The following is a 17,467-nucleotide window of genomic DNA, read 5'->3' on the forward strand; positions in this document are numbered from 1 at the left end:
TCAAGAGACGCACATGTCTTATACCGCCGAAGCCATTGAAGTCCTCTCGGGCCTGGATCCTGTCCGCAAGCGTCCGGGCATGTATACGGACACCTCGCGTCCAAATCACCTTGCCCAGGAAGTCATCGATAACAGTGTCGACGAGGCACTGGCAGGCCATGCCAGCTCAGTGCAGGTGATACTGCACCAGGACAACTCGCTGCAGGTCATCGATGACGGCCGCGGCATGCCGGTAGACATTCATCCTGAAGAAGGTGTGTCGGGCGTCGAGCTGATCCTTACCAAGCTTCATGCCGGCGGTAAGTTCTCAAACAAGAACTACCAGTTTTCAGGCGGCCTGCATGGCGTCGGGATCTCTGTCGTCAACGCCCTGTCGACTCGGGTCGAGGTAACGGTCAAGCGCGACGGCAGCGAATACCGCATGGCCTTCGCCGATGGGTTCAAGGCCAGCGAGCTGGACATCATCGGTACGGTTGGTAAACGCAACACCGGCACCAGCGTGCATTTCTGGGCTGACCCCAAGTATTTCGATTCACCGAAGTTCTCTATCAGCCGACTCAAGCATGTACTCAAGGCCAAGGCTGTGCTCTGTCCGGGGCTGAACGTCAGCTTTGAAGACAAGAGCACTGGCGAAAAAATCGAATGGCATTACGAGGATGGCCTGCGCTCTTATCTTGTCGATGCCGTCAGTGAGTTTGCACGGCTGCCGGACGAACCCTTTTGCGGCAGTCTAGCCGGCAGCAAGGAGGCGGTGGACTGGGCGCTGCTGTGGCTGCCCGAGGGCGGTGACAGTGTTCAGGAAAGCTACGTCAACCTGATTCCGACGGCGCAAGGTGGTACCCACGTCAACGGCCTTCGGCAGGGCCTGCTCGATGCGATGCGCGAGTTCTGCGAGTTTCGCAATCTGTTGCCGCGCGGGGTCAAGCTGGCGCCAGAGGACGTCTGGGAGCGGATCGCTTTCGTGCTCTCAACGAAAATGCAGGAGCCTCAGTTCTCTGGTCAGACCAAGGAGCGTTTGTCGTCGCGGGAATCGGCGGCGTTCGTATCTGGCGTGGTCAAGGATGCCTTCAGCCTCTGGCTGAATGCCCACCCGGAGCTCGGGCTCCAGCTCGCCGAGCTGGCCATCAGCAATGCCGGGCGGCGACTCAAGGCAAGCAAGAAGGTCGAGCGCAAGCGCATCACCCAAGGGCCTGCGCTGCCAGGCAAACTGGCCGACTGCGCAGGGCAGGACCCGGCTCGCTCGGAGCTTTTTCTGGTGGAAGGCGATTCTGCCGGTGGTTCTGCCAAGCAGGCTCGTGACAAAGAGTTCCAGGCGATCATGCCGTTGCGCGGCAAGATTCTGAATACCTGGGAAGTCGATGGCGGTGAGGTGCTGGCAAGTCAGGAGGTACACGACATCGCCGTGGCCATCGGGGTCGATCCAGGCGCTGCGGATATATCTCAGCTTCGCTACGGCAAGATCTGCATTCTGGCGGATGCCGATTCGGACGGACTGCACATCGCCACGCTGCTGTGTGCGCTGTTCGTCCGTCACTTCCGCCCGCTGGTGGACGCCGGCAATGTCTACGTGGCAATGCCTCCGCTCTACCGCATCGATCTTGGCAAAGACATTTTCTATGCGCTCGACGAAGCCGAACGCGATGGCATCCTTGACCGCCTGATCGCCGAAAAGCGCCGCGGCAAACCACAGGTCACCCGATTCAAGGGGCTGGGTGAGATGAACCCGCCGCAATTGCGTGAAACCACCATGGATCCAAATACCCGGCGGCTGGTACAGCTGACGCTCGACGACTTCGACGGCACCCGGGAGATGATGGACATGCTGTTGGCCAAAAAGCGCGCAGGTGACCGCAAAAGCTGGCTGGAGTCCAAAGGAAATCTGGCTGAGGTGTTGATTTGAACGCTCGCTGGATTGCGCTGCTGTTGACCCTGGCCGCGCCGGTCTGGGCTGCCGAGGGTACTGCCGAGCTGGAGCTGGTCAGCGAGCATCCTGTCGAGGGCATCGCTAAGGGCAATCTTTCAGGATTGGCGTGGTGCGGGGATGCGCTCTGGGCAGTATCGGATCGTGAGGACGACGTGCTGTATCGGCTCGATGCGAGCGAAACGGTTTGGCAGGCCGAAGCCGAGCATTTCGAACTGCCGCCAGTACCCAAAACGGGGCTGTCCTGGGGTGTACGGATGCGCAGCGCCGTAGCGGGCCTTTTTCGCGGCGGCGAGATGGATTTCGAAGGGTTGAGCTGCGATAGCCTTGGCAATCGTTATCTGGTCAGCGAGGCGCACGCCGCAGTGCTGCGAGTCAGCCCGGCAGGCACTGCAGAATGGCTGACGCTTCCTGCTGGGCTTGTGCGTCAGGCGCGCGCGAGCGGCATGCTGCTGGATTTCAATGCCATGTTCGAAGGGGTCGCGGTCGATCCCAGCGCCGATCGTTTGTGGCTGGCGGCGGAGCACAGTCGCCGTGGGTTGATGGTCATGCATCGCAAACAGAGCGCCTGGCAATGTACCGGGGGCTGTGTGTTGCTAGCCGAAGGCGGAAGGGAAGCGACGCCCGCTGCGATGGGCGAGGCCGAGCAGCCACGCAGGTTCTCGGGGCTGGCTTTCCATAAGGACAACTTGTTCACCCTGGAACCGGTTCCTCATCAGATCTGCCGACGCCGACCGTCTACCGGCGACAGCGAAAGGTGCTGGTCCTACGCCGCCACAGCGTTAGCTGAATCCAGGCGCTACAACACGCCGTTCGGCAATGCCGAGGCGTTATGGGTAGATGAGGACGGCGCCTGGATCGGCGTTGACAATAACGGGCTTGCCCGCGCCGATGGCGAAAAACGCCCGATCGTATGGCGGGTTGCTGCGCCCAAGGGCGGCTGGGGTGCCAAAAAGTGACCCAGCCCGCTGGCCGTCGGGCTGGCCGCGTGATGCTGGTGTTGGCCTGGGGAGCGGGAATACTGCTCGCCACCCGGTTCTTTGCCGATTGGGAGCAAAGTCGTTTCAATCCCAATCGTGAGCCGGTGTCGGTGGTCCAGGGCAAGGAGATCGAAGTGCGGCTGGAGAGCAATGTCCAAGGCCATTTCGTCGCCGACGGGCGTATCAACGGAGAGTCCGTGACGTTTTTGCTGGACACCGGCGCCACTGACGTCGCTATCCCTGCCGAGTTGGCCGAGCGCCTGGGATTACCGCGCGGCGCGGCGGTAATGCTGCAGACCGCCAATGGCCAAACCACCGGTTATCGAACCGTGCTTAACAGCCTTGGACTTGGTGACATCCTCCTGCATGACGTGCGCGCCCTTATTGCGCCAGGTTTTGGCGGAGATCAGGTGCTGCTCGGCATGAGCGCCCTCAAACAACTCGAATTCACCCAGCGCGCCGGCACTCTGGTGCTGCGCCAACACGCCACGGATCGACCATGAGCGAAACTATCGACCTGAGCCTGGACGGCGTGGAGCGTCGCTCCCTCGCTGACTTCACTGAGCAGGCTTATCTCAACTACTCGATGTACGTGATCATGGATCGCGCACTGCCGCATATCGGCGACGGGCTCAAGCCTGTGCAGCGGCGCATCATCTACGCCATGAGTGAGCTGGGGCTCAATGCCGACTCCAAGCACAAGAAGTCTGCGCGTACCGTCGGTGACGTGCTCGGCAAGTTCCATCCTCATGGTGACTCCGCCTGCTACGAAGCCATGGTGCTAATGGCCCAGCCGTTCAGCTATCGCTATACGCTGGTCGACGGCCAGGGCAACTGGGGTGCTCCTGACGATCCGAAATCCTTCGCTGCCATGCGTTACACCGAGGCGCGCCTCTCACGCTATTCCGAGGTGTTGCTCACCGAGCTGGGGCAGGGCACCGTAGACTGGGTGCCGAATTTCGACGGCACGCTCAACGAGCCCGCCACCCTGCCGGCGCGCCTGCCCAACCTGTTGCTAAACGGGACGACCGGTATCGCCGTGGGCATGGCGACCGATGTACCGCCACACAATCTGCGCGAGGTGGCCGCTGCCTGCGTGCGCTTGCTGGATGATCCGAAAACCACAGTAGAGCAGCTCTGCGAGCACGTTCAGGGGCCGGATTACCCGACCGAGGCGGAGATCATCACGCCGCGCGCTGATTTGCTGAAGATCTACGAGACCGGTCGCGGCTCGGTGCGCATGCGTGCCGTCTATCGGGTCGAAGACGGCGATGTCGTGGTAACCGCTTTGCCTCACCAGGTCTCCGGCTCCAAGGTGCTGGAGCAAATCGCCGCGCAGATGCAGGCGAAAAAATTGCCGATGGTGGCGGATCTGCGGGACGAGTCGGATCATGAGAATCCTTGCCGGATCGTTATCATTCCGCGCTCCAATCGAGTCGATGCCGACGAGCTTATGCAGCATCTCTTCGCTACGACGGAGCTGGAGTCGAGCTATCGTGTCAACACCAACGTCATCGGGCTCGACGGTCGGCCGCAGGTTAAAAACCTGCAGGTTCTGCTCAGCGAATGGTTGACCTACCGCATCAATACCGTGCGCCGCCGTCTGCAGTTCCGGCTGGATAAGGTCGAGAAGCGCCTGCATCTGTTGGAGGGCTTGCTCGTCGCCTTCCTCAATCTGGACGAGGTGATTCACATCATCCGTACCGAGGATCAGCCCAAGCCAGTGCTGATGGCGCGCTTCGAGTTGTCCGAGTTGCAGGCTGACTACATTCTAGACACCCGCTTGCGGCAGCTGGCGCGGCTGGAGGAGATGAAGATCCGTGGCGAGCAGGACGAACTGGCCAAGGAGCGCGACAAACTGCTGGCACTTCTGGGCAGCGAAACCAAGCTGAAGAAGCTGGTACGCAAGGAGCTGATTGCCGACGCCGAAACCTATGGTGATGACCGCCGTTCGCCAATCGTCGCGCGTGCCGAGGCGCGGGCGCTATCCGAAAACGAGCTGCTCCCGTCCGAACCGGTAACGGTGGTGATTTCCGAGAAAGGCTGGGCGCGTTGCGCCAAGGGGCATGACATTGATGCCACCGGCCTTTCCTATAAGGCCGGTGATGGCTTTCGGGCTGCAGCTGCGGGGCGCTCCAACCAATACGCTGTCTTTATCGATTCCACGGGCCGCAGTTACTCACTCGCGGCTCACTCGTTGCCGTCGGCGCGTGGACAGGGCGAGCCGTTGACCGGGCGACTGACGCCACCGCCGGGGGCCAGTTTCGAATGTGTACTGCTGCCCGATGACGAAGCGCTTTACGTGATCGCATCCGACGCCGGCTATGGCTTCGTGGTTCGGGGCGAAGATCTGCAAGCCAAGAACAAGGCCGGCAAGGCGCTGCTCTCGTTGCCTTCCGGTGCTCGTGTAGTGGCGCCAAGACCGTTGAAAAGCCGCGACCAGGACTGGCTCGCTGCGGTAACGACCGAGGGGCGCCTGCTGGTGTTCCCTGTTCGCGATCTCCCGCAACTGGGCAAGGGAAAGGGCAACAAGATCATTGGTATTCCAGGTGATCGTGTCGCCAGCCGCGAGGAGTACTTGACGGATCTTGCCGTGTTGCCAGAGGGCTCGACACTGGTCCTGCAGGCCGGCAAACGCACCCTGTCGCTCAGGAGCGATGATCTTGAGCACTACAAGGGTGAACGTGGCAGGCGAGGCAACAAGCTGCCAAGAGGCTTCCAGAGAGTGGATGCCTTGCTGGTCGAGACGGGTAACTGAATCGGGGCGCCTTAGAGGCTGGCTTCCTGCGATGGTTTCGCGGAAGATAGCGGCCTTCCATTTTTTATTCGACTTCCACGACGGCAGCAGACTGCAATTGTGTTGGCGGTCCATATCAATCTAGGCACGAAGCAGGCGGTGAACCCCCACGCCGGCCGTTGTTTCGTCCTCTGATCCGGTACAAAGGTAGAAACGAACGTGCAGCGCTTCACAACGATCCTGTTACTCGCCTGTGTCAGCCTAGCGGGCTGCGTTACTCAGTCCGTACCGATGTATCGACTCGACAACGGTAATGTGGAAATACCCACGCAGGTGAGCGACGGTCCGGCGATTCTGCTGGGGCCGGTCGAGTTGGCGGATTATCTGCGCCAGGATGCTCTCCTGCAGCGCCTGCCCGATGGAAGCCTTGCCGCCAATGGCCAACAGGCGCGTTGGGCTGGCGAGCTTCAGGGCGATATCAACCAGTTATTGCTGCGTCAGCTGGCTTCTCGGTTGAAAACTCAAAGCCTGGAGTTGAGCCCGGGAAGTAAGGGGTTTGCTCCCGATGTACAGATTGAACTGGAAATAACCCGCCTGGATTCCGGTCCGCAGCACCCTGCCGTGCTGGAGGCCCAATGGCGACTGCTGGATAAACAAGGTAAGCGCCAAGGCAGCCGCCTGGTCAGGTTGCAGGAAGATCATCAGGGCAATCCTACCGATCAGGTCCGCGCCCAGAGCCTGCTTTTGCAACGCCTCAGCGAGATGCTGGCGAGTGCTGTCGAGCCGATCGTGGTGGCGAAGGCGCAAGCCAAGCGCAATATCGTCAAAGCGCCAACCAAGCCTGCGGCGCCGCCAACGATTCCGGCGGTGGAGCCAATCAGGACCGAAATGGAAGTGTTCCGCTTCTAGCATCATGTCGCTGGCAGCCGGTTGAGGTCAGCGCCATCCGCGGTGCCTGGCCCGGCTGCGTTTTTGATCTCGTGCGTGGCTGTTTGTACGACGGCGCTGCGCGAACCTTCCTCGGATAAAAGATGCCACGTGTCCGGCCTTCAATGGCCGGACGATGTTCCTTTAGCTGCGGTTGCGTAGCTCGTGCATGCGCGCGAGCTGACGCTCAAGCAACGATGGATAAGGTTCTAGCAAGCGCTCGACGCAGCACGCACCCTCCGGGCTGGCAATGGGGCGAATTCGCGCGCGCTGGCGGATGAGGTTGTCCTCGCCAACGCTTCGTTCAACGAGCAGCAGGTTGCGGCTGTGTTGTGACATGGCCAGCGCTGCCTGAGCTGCATCACTGAGCAAAAGCTCGCCTTGGCTGAGGTCGTATAGTCTCTCGCCCTGGGTCAGGCCAAGTTGCAGTTGAAGCGTGATACCGCTATCGGCAACTTCGATCTGCAGGGCATGGCCGAGTGCGCGCATCAGTTCTCCACAGCAAATCGCGTGGGTCAGGTAGTTCTGCTCGTCGTCCTGGCTGTGGAACAGCATTAGGCTGCTGCCATCGTTAAGCGTATGCAGTTCGGCTTGATACAGCGTTGCGGCTTGCTGCAGGCAGTCGCTATACCGCTGTAGGAGTTCGGTAAGTCGCGCGCGCGGCAAACGGCGAAGCTGCTCTTGTGCACCGAGCTGAATCGCCAGTACCCCGCTTTTGCTGCCGATGACGTTTTTTGCTGCCGGTGTCGCCTCAGCAAGCCTTTGGCTTGTGCGAGCTTCGGCATCGTCGAATGGTGGCTCGTCATCGAAATCATCTGCACCAAAAGGCGTTTCGATGTCTGCGTCATCCATTTGAATGACTGCCTCATCAACGTCATCGAGATGGTCGCTAAGGTCCACTGCGGGCCGGGGGTAGTCACCGACCTGCGCTGCGGCAGGTACATCGAAATGCGCCGAGTAGAGGTCCTGCATGCTTTCGTCCAGCTCGATCTCCGGCTCGGCCTCTTCGGGCACCAGCCTCGCCTGAAGTTGACGTGCCAGGTCGCCGATTTCATCTTGCCGCCCCGCACCGGGGGCAGGGTCATCCGGGTCGCGTAGCCACAGGCGCAGCTGCATCAGCGGCAGCGAGAGCTGCCGGCCGAGGCGCATGCTCAGCGTCAAGGTCAATGCCAGAAGAATCAGGCTCAGCAAACCCATGCTTTGCAGGCTGATGGTCATCGGCTGCTGGAATTGCTTCATGTCGAGGCTGATGCGCAAGTGTCCGGCGATTACCTCCTGAAAGCTGATCGGGGTCGAGAAAAGCCCCTCTTCATCGCCCAGCAGATTGCGCTGGGGCCGCGCACCCGATTCAGCGAGCACGCGGTTGTCTACGCTGTAGATCGCGGCATGCGCCACAAGCGGATTCTTCACCAGATTGCTCAGCAATACATTCAGGCTGAGGATGTCATTGGATACCAGCAAGTCCGTTGCCGAGGCTGCAGTCTGGGTAATCAGACTCTGGCCCAGTGCATTGGCCTGCTGTTCCATCGCGTGCTTGAACTGCATGCCCATTACCCAGGCATAGATGATCAATGCAAGGGCGACCAGCAAGAGTGTGTGGCTGGCCACGCGCAAGACCAGCGGTACACGACGCTGGCGCAGTGCGCGATAGATCAGCAGGAAGAAGTTGTCGGGCTTGACGGATGCGGGCCGGTTCACAGAGCGCGGCTCTACTCTTAAGGAAGGTGCCGCGCAGTATACGGAAAAGCGTACTGGTGGCTAAAGGTCGCCTATTCAAAGCAGACGAATTGCAGAGGACCTGGCGTTGGAAACCTTAAGGCGGCTGGCTTGTTGCAGCGTTCCGCGAGCTGATCGCTGTTGTAGAATGCCCGCCTTCTTTGCTTAGGAGCTGCGCCTTGCGCGAAATCGTCCTGATTAACATCACCGGGGAAGATCGCCCCGGGCTGACTGCGGCCATCACCGGCGTGCTCGCTCAGGGTGGCGTGAATATCCTGGATATCGGGCAGGCCGTGATTCATGACACCTTGTCATTTGGCATCCTGGTTGAAATTCCGGATACCGAGCGCGCCTCCTCTGTGCTCAAGGATGTGCTGTTCATGGGCTACAAGCATGATCAGCAGGTGCGCTTTACGCCGGTTGCGGAGGCGGATTACCAGCAGTGGGTTGCAGGTCAGGGTAAGCCTCGGCACATCGTGACGCTGCTGACCAGAAAGGTCACCGCCGAGCAGCTTCAGCGTGTCAGCTCGATTACAGCCAAGTACGGCCTGAATATCGATCACATCGACCGACTTTCCGGCCGCCAGCCGCTGGACATGCCAGAGGAGCGAGGCAAAGGCTGCATCGAGTTTTCGGTTCGTGGCGAGCCCGAGGATACCGCGGCACTGCGCGCCGAGTTTCTCAGCGTGGCGCAGGAGCTCAATGTCGATATCGCTTTCCAGCGTGATTCGGTGTTCCGCCGTAACCGCCGCCTGGCAGTGTTCGACATGGACTCGACGTTGATCGAGGCTGAAGTTATCGATGAATTGGCCAAGGTCGCTGGAGTCGGCGATCAGGTGTCCGAAATTACAGAGCGCGCAATGCGCGGCGAGCTGGATTTCCGCGCCAGCTTCAGGGAGCGCCTGGCGCTGCTCGAAGGGCTGGAAGAAAGCGCGCTGGCCGAGGTCGGAGCCCGTCTGCGGCTCACCGAGGGGGCCGAATTGCTGTTTGCCGAGCTGAAAAGGCTGGGCTACAAAACGGCAATCCTGTCAGGCGGCTTCACCTATTTTGCCCGTCAGCTGCAAGCCAGACTTGGCATCGACTATGTCTACGCGAACGAGCTTGAGATCGTTGATGGCAAGCTCACGGGCGTTGCTCAGGAGCCGATCGTCGATGCGCAGCGCAAAGCCGATCTGCTTCGCGAGTTGGCAGCGCGTGAGGGGCTGCGTCTGGAGCAGACCATTGCGGTAGGCGACGGCGCCAATGACCTGCCGATGCTCGGGTTGGCGGGCCTTGGTGTTGCCTTCCGGGCCAAGCCGTTGGTCAAGCAATCCGCCAAGCAGGCGATCTCGACGCTTGGCTTGGACGGCATTTTGTATCTGCTTGGGTTCAGGGATCGGGAAGGGACGGAATAAAAAGGTGCTGCAAGCGAGAAGTTAGGAGCCAAAACTGGGTGCAGTGAGAGGTGCAGGACTCTTCGCTGGGCTTGCACATGCCTTGCAACCGCGGACGGTTAGCGGTAAGTACCGCACCCAAGAAAAAGCGCGACGGCCTTTAAGCAGCAGTTTCGATACTGATCTTAGCTTGAGGCTTGCAGCCGCTATTCGTCATCCGAGGAGAAGTTGTAGTCCATTGACTGGCTCGGGCCCTGCAGATACTGGCCCTGGATATAACCGACGCCTGCTTGCCAAAGGGTGGCCAGCACGGTGGCGCTGTCCACGAAGGGCACGATGGTCTGCTTGGCCTGCTCGTGGAGATCCGCCAGCAGTTGCTTGAGTGACTCCTGGTTTTCCTGTCGACTCAGATCCTGGGTGTAAGAACCATCGATCTTCACGAACTCGGCATTGAGGTGCTTGAGGGTGTTGAACGGATTCAAGACGCAGCCGAACTGACTCAGCGCGACGTGGCAGCCAAGTGTCGTGAGCCCTTGCGTCAGGGCCTTGGCTTGCCTCAGATAGGCTACTGCATCCTGTTCGTCCAGCTGGAAGACCAGCGAGTCGGGCGGCAGCTTCGATGCCTTCAGCGCTACACCCAGCCAGCTCAGCAGCGATGGATCCTGCAGGCTCGAGCCAGACAGATGGATCATCAGTCGGGTGCTATGGCCCTTGCTGCGGTGACCGGCAAGCAGCTTGATGGAGTTCAGCAGAACCCAGCGGTCGATCTTCGTAGCCAGTCCTGCTTCTTTAGCTGCATCGAGGAATTCGCCTGGCGGCACCTCGGCTCCTTCGGAATCAAGTAGCCGCAGCAGCACCTCGTAATGCTCGTGGCTATCCCCGCGAAGGCTGATGATCGGTTGGAACAACAGGCGGAAGCTGTTCTTCTCCAGCGCCTGCTGCAGCATGGCCAGCACGTTGCCCCGGTTAGCAGCAGCAGCGAGTTCGTGGGCGGGGTCGTAAATGCGTAGTGCGTTGCCGTCGGTCAGCTCTTCCGCGCAACGGTGGGCGCGATCGATAACGTCACGGGCCTTAGCGGTTTGCTCATCGAGTGCGGCGACGCCAATACTCAGGCTGGTCTGAACGGTACGGCCGCCGACATCAAACAGGTGTCCTTCGACCTTGCGTAGCAACTCGGTCAAAGGCTGCTCAAGCTGCGTGGGAGTGGCTTCAGCCATCAGCATCGCAAAAGCATCATCGCCGAAACGTGCGAGCTCCGCCTTGTCCTGGAAGCGCTCGCGCAGCAGCTGCGCCAGCTCGGCCAGTAGGCGGTCCGAGTCGCCCAGGCCGATTTCAGCCTGCAGGCTGGCGAAGCGATCGATGCGGATGTAGGCCAGGCTCGAGCCTTTGCCGGCGTTGACGGCGCGCTCGACAGCGCCATCGAGCGACTCCAGAAAATGGTTGCGGTTGAAGAGGCCGGTCACCAGATCCTGACTGCTGATTTCGCGTAGCTTCTCCAGTTCGGCGTTGTCGCTTTCTGCGCGTATGACGGTCTGGATGCAGGGCTCGCCATCGTAGCTGGCCGGTGAGAAATGCATGCTTGCCTTGAAGCTGCTGCCATCGGCGCGAACACCGCCGCAAGCCAGCTCGGCACTGCCCTGCAGGCTCTGATAATTCTTCAGGAAATTCTTGAACGCGCTCTGATCACTGGAGGCAATCAGGTCGATCATCGGCATGCACTCGAGCTCTTCTACGTCTTCGTAGCCGAACAGCTCTAGATAAGCGCGGTTTGCATAGATATGCATGCCGTCGTGTACGTAGGCGATAGCGTCGACCGAGCTTTCCAGCAGCAATTGGCAGCGCTTCTCGGCTTCGCGCAAGGCCACTTCGGAGGAGCGGCGTGCGCGTCGCTCTTCGAGATTCGCCAGCTCGCGGTTGGCAACCAGGATCAGCCACTCGTCCTCGCCCTGCGGCAGCGCTCCATGAGCGCCGAGGGTGAGGGCTTCGGTTATCGCGTCGGCGTCGTTGCCGTCGATCAACTGGATGACCGGAATGTCCTTGGCTTGCTTGCGTATAGCGGCAATGGTTTCACTGGGGTCGAGATTGACGCTTGTCGGCGCGTTGATCAGCAAGTCCCATGTCTGCTGAAGGACTTCGGCTAGGTCTTCGCTGGACGTGAGGCGATGCACACGCGTTGCCTGGCCCGCATTACGAAACAGGCTGACGAGTCGCTCAGCTTCATTCTGCGAATCTTCGAGGATCAGCAGGCGGATAGTTTTCTTTTGCGGGGCCATGGCAGCAGCTTTGGAACGCGCCGTAATAGGGGCGTTGAGGCTAAAAAACGGTGATCGGCAATCTACAGCGTGTTCCAGAGCGAGTCAAAATCTTCGCCCGGTGACGTCGGCTGGGAGCCCCGGGCTGTGACCGGAGTCTCCTGCGTGGGGGCGGTCACGCCGACGAGCTGATACTCGAACTGGTTATAGCTGCTGGTGCCTGCCTGGCGCCTGCAGAGCAATGCGCGGTGCTCGTCGCCATTCTGGTTGATCTGCACCTTCTGGCCTTCCTGGAACGGCAAGCGTGGCACGATCAAAGTCGTTGGGCGGGAGATCACGCTGATTTCAGGCAGCACGAGCGCACGCAGGTACTCACTGCCCTGGTCGGTTTTGCGCAGCAGGCGAAGGCCACAGGGTTGCGCTTGGGGGGCTATGAGTTCTACCCCCATCCGCGGACCGCTGCCGCGCACCTGGCGGATCCAGCGCACCACGGCGATGCTCCAGGTCTGGCTGGACGCATCCTGCAAGCCGAGCAGTTCTCCCGCCTGGAGTTGCGCAGGGACTTCATCCGGCCACGACAGGCAGTAACCCCCCGGGCTGTGATCGACTCGCTGTACTTCGAATGTCGGGAAGAGGCTTTCGGGGGGCGGCGATTGCGGTGCAACCTCGGCCTCAACCTTGCTCTCATTCTTGTCTGATGCCTTGTCGGGTCGGACGAATTCGATGTACTCGTTCGGGAGTATGTCGTCATCGCACGTCACCTGGGCATCGAACGCAACGGACCAGACGTCCGGGGTCGCATTGTTGAGCTTGAAGACCGCCGAGCGAGTCGCCTCCGGTCGCTTCAGCAGCTCGCCGAACGCGCGTTGCCCTGCCAGGAAGTAGTGCAGCGCGCTCATGCCGATACAGAGTTTTATCTGGCCGGTGGTGGGCGTGCGTTGGAAGCTACGTTCGGAAATATCGCCCCACGCGGCGCTTACATGCTGCATGAGGTCCAGGCTGATCCCTTCAGGCAGCGCCAGCGCGGATTCCGCGGCGCTGTCCTGGGGTGACTGCAAAAACGTCTGGATGGCTTTGACCAGGCCATGCGGGTCTATGCCGAGCAGGTTCCTGCGCTCGTCGGTCCCGAACATGGTGCGATAACGCGGCGGGCCGTCAATGCGGGTAGGCACACCGAAGAGGCTGGTCGAAGCCAGCCCGGGGTGTAGCTGCACCATGGCGCTCCACGGCTCGAGCAGCTGCGCCAGTTGCGCAATGTTCTGCTGACGCAGCTGATTGCAACGAGCACTGCCCAGCAGCAAAGCGACGAGGTAGCTCTGCTCGGCACTGAGGCCCTTCACCCGGTAACCCAGATCGTCACGCACCAGGGTGCGATGTACACCATGCTCGGCCGCGAGCGCATACAGCTGATGAAGCTCGAGCCACAGACCTTCGGGCGTCGGGCTATAGAGTTGAGTCGAGCGGACCAGCATCGTGCTCAAGCTGCGGATCGCACGTTGCAAGGAGATGGTGAGCAGCTGCAAGCGCTCGCGCCCGGGCTGCGGCGCCAACTCGATGGCGATCAGCTTGTAACCGACCGCGAGATGGTTGTGCAGCGCCTGGCAAAGGCTCGCCACCTTGCGTGGACGCTCACCAAGCACTACCGGTTGATTGATGAAGTAGCGTTCGAGGTCGCGACAGACGAAATGGATTTCGGGCCGCATCAGTTCGAGCAGCTGCAGACGGGTCTGGGCAGGGGCGCGCAACTGATTGAGTTCTTGCGTGGCCTGGTAGAGCTGACGCGCGGTCTCACCCAGGTTTGCCTTGGGTAATCCGGCAAGCCAATGCTTGATGCCGCGCACCGTCGGTTCGCAGAAGGACAACTCCTGACGATCCGGCTTGGGCACACGCAACAGCAATGGCTGGCTCTGATTTTCCAACAGTAGAACTCCGTGACATGTGGCCTCGACCCATCACGATTGTTCAAGGTTAGGAGGGCAAGTCCGCGTCACAAGTGATATCAAAATGCAACTGTTACCGCGACATCATAACGGACACGAAGAGGTTGGCTAGAGGCAACCGACCATTGGTTCGGTTATAACTGAGTGATCTCGACGGCCGGTGGCGCCTTTGGCGACAAGGGTTTAGCCTGGCCGAGCGCTTCGCCCATGCTTACAGGAGACAGCGCAGCGAGTTCTTGTGCCCAGCTTACCTGCTCCGGCCCGAACAGCAGAATTACTGTCGAACCCAGCTTGAAGCGTCCCATCTCCGCGCCTTTGTCCAGGTGGATGGCCGAACGCGCAGCTTCGTCATAACGGAAGGTCTTGAGGGTCCGCTTGGGCGGGGTCACAAGCCCTGCCCATACGGTCTCGATACTGGCCACGATCATGGCGCCGACCAGAACCATGGCCATCGGTCCGCGCTCGGTATCGAACAGGCACACCACACGCTCGTTGCGCGCGAAAAGCTCCGGAACGCCTTCGGCAGTAACGGTGTTCACCGAGAAGATGCGCCCTGGCACGTAGACCATTTCCCGCAGCGTGCCAGCCAGCGGCATATGCACACGGTGATAGTCCTTGGGAGAGAGGTACACCGTGGCGAAATCGCCACCCATGAAAGGCGCAGCGCGCTCATGGTCCCCGCCGAGTAGTTCCATCACGCTGTAGCTATGACCCTTGGCCTGGAATATGCGCCCTTGCTCGATCTTGCCGAGCTGGCTGATAGCGCCGTCGCATGGGTTCAGGATCGCTCCGGGGGTTGGATCCAGCGGTCGAGCGCCGTCCTTTAACGCGCGAGTGAAAAAGGCGTTGAAATGCTCGAACGCGGTCGGTTCTTCAATCTGAGCCTCATGCATCGGCACGCCGAAATGCTTGATGAACGCTTTAATGAAGGTGTTCTTGACCCATGGCAGGCGACACTCGGCGAGGCAGCCAGCGAGGCGCGATATCAGGTGATGCGGGAGCAGATACTGACTGAATACGAACAAGCGATCTTTCATGGATGACCTTTTCATTGCTGGATCGGGGTGTCGGGCAGGTTGCCCCATTCGCCCCAGGAGCCGGGGTATCCCTTGATACGCGGGTAGCCCAACGCCTTGGCCAGCAGGTAGGTGAAGCCGGAGCGATGATGCGTCTGGCAATGGGTAATGATTTCTTTGTCGGCGGTGATGCCGAGCGTCTCCAAATGTTCGGCAATGTCCTCACGGATGCGCATCGCTCGCGATGAGTCCATCGCGGCCGTCCATTCGAAATTGACCGCGCCTGGGATATGCCCCGCACGCGCGGCCAGCGCCTTCTCGCCTCGGTATTCCTCCGGCGAGCGGGCATCCCATATCACCAGGTCAGAAGCGCCCAGCCGGCTTTCGATGTATTCCCGGGACGCGCTCGGAGATTCTTCCAGCTTCAGCGTTGCCGGGCCGCCGGTCGCGGCGCTCGGGGTGTCCTGGGTTAGCGGGCGCTGCTCGGCCAGCCAAGCGTGCAGGCCGCCGTTGAGGTAGTGATATCGATGGTGGCCGATGACGTCCAATAGCCAGATGAACCGTCCGGCCCAACCACCGCCTTCATCGTCATAAACCACATAAACCGCATCGGAGCGATGTCCCAGTGCACCAAACAGCGCCTCTAGCTGCGCCTTCGCGGGCAGCTGTCCTGGCGCTGGTGGCTGGCCAAGCTGGGTCTGCTTCGGGTCGACGAACCGAGCGCCTGGCAGATGTCCTTCGGCGTAGCGGGTTGCGCTGGTGAGATCGACGAGGATCAGCTCCGGCGCAGTCAGGCGCTCGGCCAGATCGGCTGGCTCGATTACCAGGGGCAAGTTTGCAAAGGCGGACACGGCAACCCTCGGATGATCACAAAGGGGCAAGTCTAGCAGGCTGTTGAAAACGAAGGCGAGGTAGGCGAGGCCGAGGGCTGACGGTCGGAAAGACGGTGCTCAGAAGCGGCCATTTTCTACGCAGCGCTGTCCGATGAGGCAGTCTTAGCGGCCTCGTTTGCCAAATGCTGCCAGCGCTCGCTCTATGCATTGGACGGTCTTGGTGAAGGCCTGCAGGCTCATGTCGCTGAAGGCGGTGTTGTTCTGATCGGCTACCAGCAGCATGACCACTCGCCCCTCGCGACCAACCGAACGCAACAGAACATGCTCGCTTGGAAACAATGCCTTCAGCGCGCCTGGCAGTAGCGCCGAGAACTGCGCGAAGTTGTCCGGGTTGAGTCGGAGCAGTACCGGTTTCTCGAGCAATCTGCGCAGGACCTGGCTCTGTTCGGCTTCAAGGGTGAGCGTTTTCGCGTCCTTTGGCAGGCCGTCGATCTGCTGGGTGACCAGGCGCTGTTGCTTGCGGTCCACAAGCAGCAGCAGGACGCGCTGCATGCCGGCCGCGGTCAGTGCCTTGCAGGCGGTGGCGGTGAGCTGGACCACGTTGTCGTAAGGACTGGCTTCGCTGAGGAGTTCGCGGCAGTGCGCGCGCCACTGCGCCGAGACTTCGGTGTCTTGGGTTTTCGCTGTTTTCTCGCTCTGAAAAACGCTCTCCCACGGCCAGAGCAGGCCTTGGGCGGGGTGCCAGAGATCGGTCGGCCCGATTGCCTGTGCGCTGGCGACCGCTTGCTGATGCGTCAGTTGCTGCAGTTCGGATAGAGGCACTTGCAAGTAGAGGCCGGCCAGACGCTGCCAGCGCAGGCTATGAATACCGCTCCAGCTGTGGTGCGCCGAGACGGCCAGACCGTTGGCCAGCAAAATGGTGTTGCTCGGCAGCGTCAGCCAGCGCCTCAGCTCGGGATCGGCATCTAGCATCTGCTGCTGGTGCAGCGGATGCTCGTTGTCCCGGGCGATGTGCAGCGCCTTGATCAGCATCCGCCGATGCTCGTTGAGTAAGTGATACCCCTGAGAGATCCAGCCCGGCAGGCCCCAGCGTTCAGCTGCGGCCGCGCAGAGGTCCAGCAGCGAGACGCCCAGCAAGGATTGTTCGACCTGACGTGCAGGCTCGCGCTTGACCAGTACCCGCTGTTCCCAGGTCTCCAGGAACTCCGGATGGGCGGCGATCAGCGCCCAGATCGGCGCAAGAAACAGCAGACTGCTCCAGTGAATTTCCTGCCAGAGCCGTGCGAGACGTGACGCGAACAGACCATTGGCCTGCTGGCTGGCGTGACTGCTGATCAGCAGGATCTGCCGCAGTGGCAATCGAATGTCCTGCGGTCGAACCGCCGGGACCTGGATGAACAGCGCTTCGGCCCGTTTCAGTCCGATTCGGCTGAGCGCGATCTCAAGGCTTTCAGCCGGTTTGCTGGTGGCCGCTGCGTTACGGTTCGCCTCGCGAATCACAGTGAGCGCAAGAACCGGGCTCTCCTGAATCAACTCCGAAATCTGCCGCATGGACATGCTGCTGTCGCGCAACGCACGCTGAACCCGCGCATATGGCTCAGCGGCGGCCGGCAGTACAACGGCATCCAAGGCTTCGAGCCAGGCTGCGAGCGAGCGGGGGAGTGGTGTCATGGTCATGGCGCCGCCGAAGTAGCATTTCGTCGAGATGGCCTTTAGTCTGGCGCAAAAGTTCCGATAACCAGAACAATTCTTTTACGCCCCGCCTGCAACTC

The 17,467-nt window shown here is 60.7% G+C and carries 12 protein-coding genes; 6 read left to right on the plus strand and 6 right to left on the minus strand.

Features of this window, described 5'->3' with window-relative positions; genetic code table 11:
* Positions 1-13: 13 nt before the first annotated feature.
* The 5 genes from parE to NA619_RS03220 all read left to right on the plus strand — a co-directional run bounded on the left by parE (position 14) and on the right by NA619_RS03220 (position 6,547).
* Entirely contained in the window at positions 14-1,900 is a 1,887-nt protein-coding gene (gene parE / locus NA619_RS03200; protein ID WP_255959863.1) for a DNA topoisomerase IV subunit B, read from the plus strand.
* Positions 1,897-2,880, plus strand: coding sequence for an esterase-like activity of phytase family protein (locus NA619_RS03205; protein WP_255959865.1), 984 nt, complete (start codon positions 1,897-1,899; stop codon positions 2,878-2,880). The genes parE and NA619_RS03205 overlap by 4 nt, the downstream gene beginning before the upstream one ends.
* Complete coding sequence (locus NA619_RS03210; RefSeq protein WP_255959867.1) at positions 2,877-3,404, plus strand: retropepsin-like aspartic protease family protein; 528 nt, start codon at positions 2,877-2,879, stop codon at positions 3,402-3,404. The genes NA619_RS03205 and NA619_RS03210 overlap by 4 nt, the downstream gene beginning before the upstream one ends.
* Positions 3,401-5,659 (plus strand): DNA topoisomerase IV subunit A, encoded by a 2,259-nt coding sequence (gene parC / locus NA619_RS03215; RefSeq protein WP_255959868.1) that lies wholly within the window; start codon positions 3,401-3,403, stop codon positions 5,657-5,659. Before NA619_RS03210 ends, parC begins: the two co-directional genes overlap by 4 nt.
* 198 nt (positions 5,660-5,857) lie before the next feature.
* Positions 5,858-6,547: a PqiC family protein gene (locus NA619_RS03220; protein ID WP_255959869.1), complete on the plus strand. Its 690-nt coding sequence runs from the start codon at positions 5,858-5,860 to the stop codon at positions 6,545-6,547.
* Positions 6,548-6,709: 162 nt separating this feature from the next.
* Here the strand turns inward: NA619_RS03220 and NA619_RS03225 are convergent, their stop codons facing one another.
* On the minus strand, positions 6,710-8,263 hold the full coding sequence (locus tag NA619_RS03225; protein ID WP_255959870.1) for an AhpA/YtjB family protein: 1,554 nt from the start codon (positions 8,261-8,263) through the stop codon (positions 6,710-6,712).
* Positions 8,264-8,460: 197 nt separating this feature from the next.
* Here NA619_RS03225 and serB point away from each other — a divergent pair, with 197 nt between their 5' ends.
* Positions 8,461-9,675, plus strand: a complete 1,215-nt coding sequence (gene serB / locus NA619_RS03230; protein WP_255959872.1) for a phosphoserine phosphatase SerB — start codon at positions 8,461-8,463, stop codon at positions 9,673-9,675.
* 185 nt (positions 9,676-9,860) lie between these two features.
* On the opposite strand, the gene NA619_RS03235 is transcribed toward serB, so the two are convergent.
* The 5 genes from NA619_RS03235 to NA619_RS03255 form a co-directional block, all read right to left on the minus strand.
* On the minus strand, positions 9,861-11,927 hold the full coding sequence (locus tag NA619_RS03235; protein ID WP_255959874.1) for an EAL domain-containing response regulator: 2,067 nt from the start codon (positions 11,925-11,927) through the stop codon (positions 9,861-9,863).
* Positions 11,928-11,989: 62 nt separating this feature from the next.
* Complete coding sequence (locus NA619_RS03240) at positions 11,990-13,825, minus strand: molecular chaperone (protein ID WP_255959876.1); 1,836 nt, start codon at positions 13,823-13,825, stop codon at positions 11,990-11,992.
* Positions 13,826-13,980: 155 nt separating this feature from the next.
* Positions 13,981-14,883 carry an archaetidylserine decarboxylase gene (gene asd, locus NA619_RS03245; RefSeq protein WP_255959878.1) on the minus strand — a complete coding sequence of 301 codons (903 nt, stop codon included), beginning with the start codon at positions 14,881-14,883 and terminating at the stop codon, positions 13,981-13,983.
* An 11-nt stretch (positions 14,884-14,894) separates the two neighbouring features.
* On the minus strand, positions 14,895-15,713 hold the full coding sequence (locus NA619_RS03250; protein ID WP_255959880.1) for a rhodanese-like domain-containing protein: 819 nt from the start codon (positions 15,711-15,713) through the stop codon (positions 14,895-14,897).
* Positions 15,714-15,857: 144 nt separating this feature from the next.
* A complete protein-coding gene (locus NA619_RS03255; protein ID WP_255959882.1) occupies positions 15,858-17,372 on the minus strand; it encodes an HDOD domain-containing protein in 1,515 nt (504 codons plus the stop codon).
* Between the last annotated feature and the right edge of the window lie 95 nt (positions 17,373-17,467).

It is taken from the genome of Stutzerimonas stutzeri (assembly GCF_024448895.1).
GTDB classification, from domain to species: domain Bacteria; phylum Pseudomonadota; class Gammaproteobacteria; order Pseudomonadales; family Pseudomonadaceae; genus Stutzerimonas; species Stutzerimonas stutzeri_Q.

Excerpts from the sequence above, each read along its gene's own strand:
- parE (WP_255959863.1), top strand. The coding sequence starts at position 14 with ATGTCTTATACCGCCGAAGCCATTGAAGTCCTCTCGGGCCTGGATCCT.
- NA619_RS03255 (WP_255959882.1), bottom strand. The coding sequence starts at position 17,372 with ATGACCATGACACCACTCCCCCGCTCGCTCGCAGCCTGGCTCGAAGCC.
- asd (WP_255959878.1), bottom strand. The coding sequence starts at position 14,883 with ATGAAAGATCGCTTGTTCGTATTCAGTCAGTATCTGCTCCCGCATCAC.
- NA619_RS03235 (WP_255959874.1), bottom strand. The coding sequence starts at position 11,927 with ATGGCCCCGCAAAAGAAAACTATCCGCCTGCTGATCCTCGAAGATTCG.
- parC (WP_255959868.1), top strand. The coding sequence starts at position 3,401 with ATGAGCGAAACTATCGACCTGAGCCTGGACGGCGTGGAGCGTCGCTCC.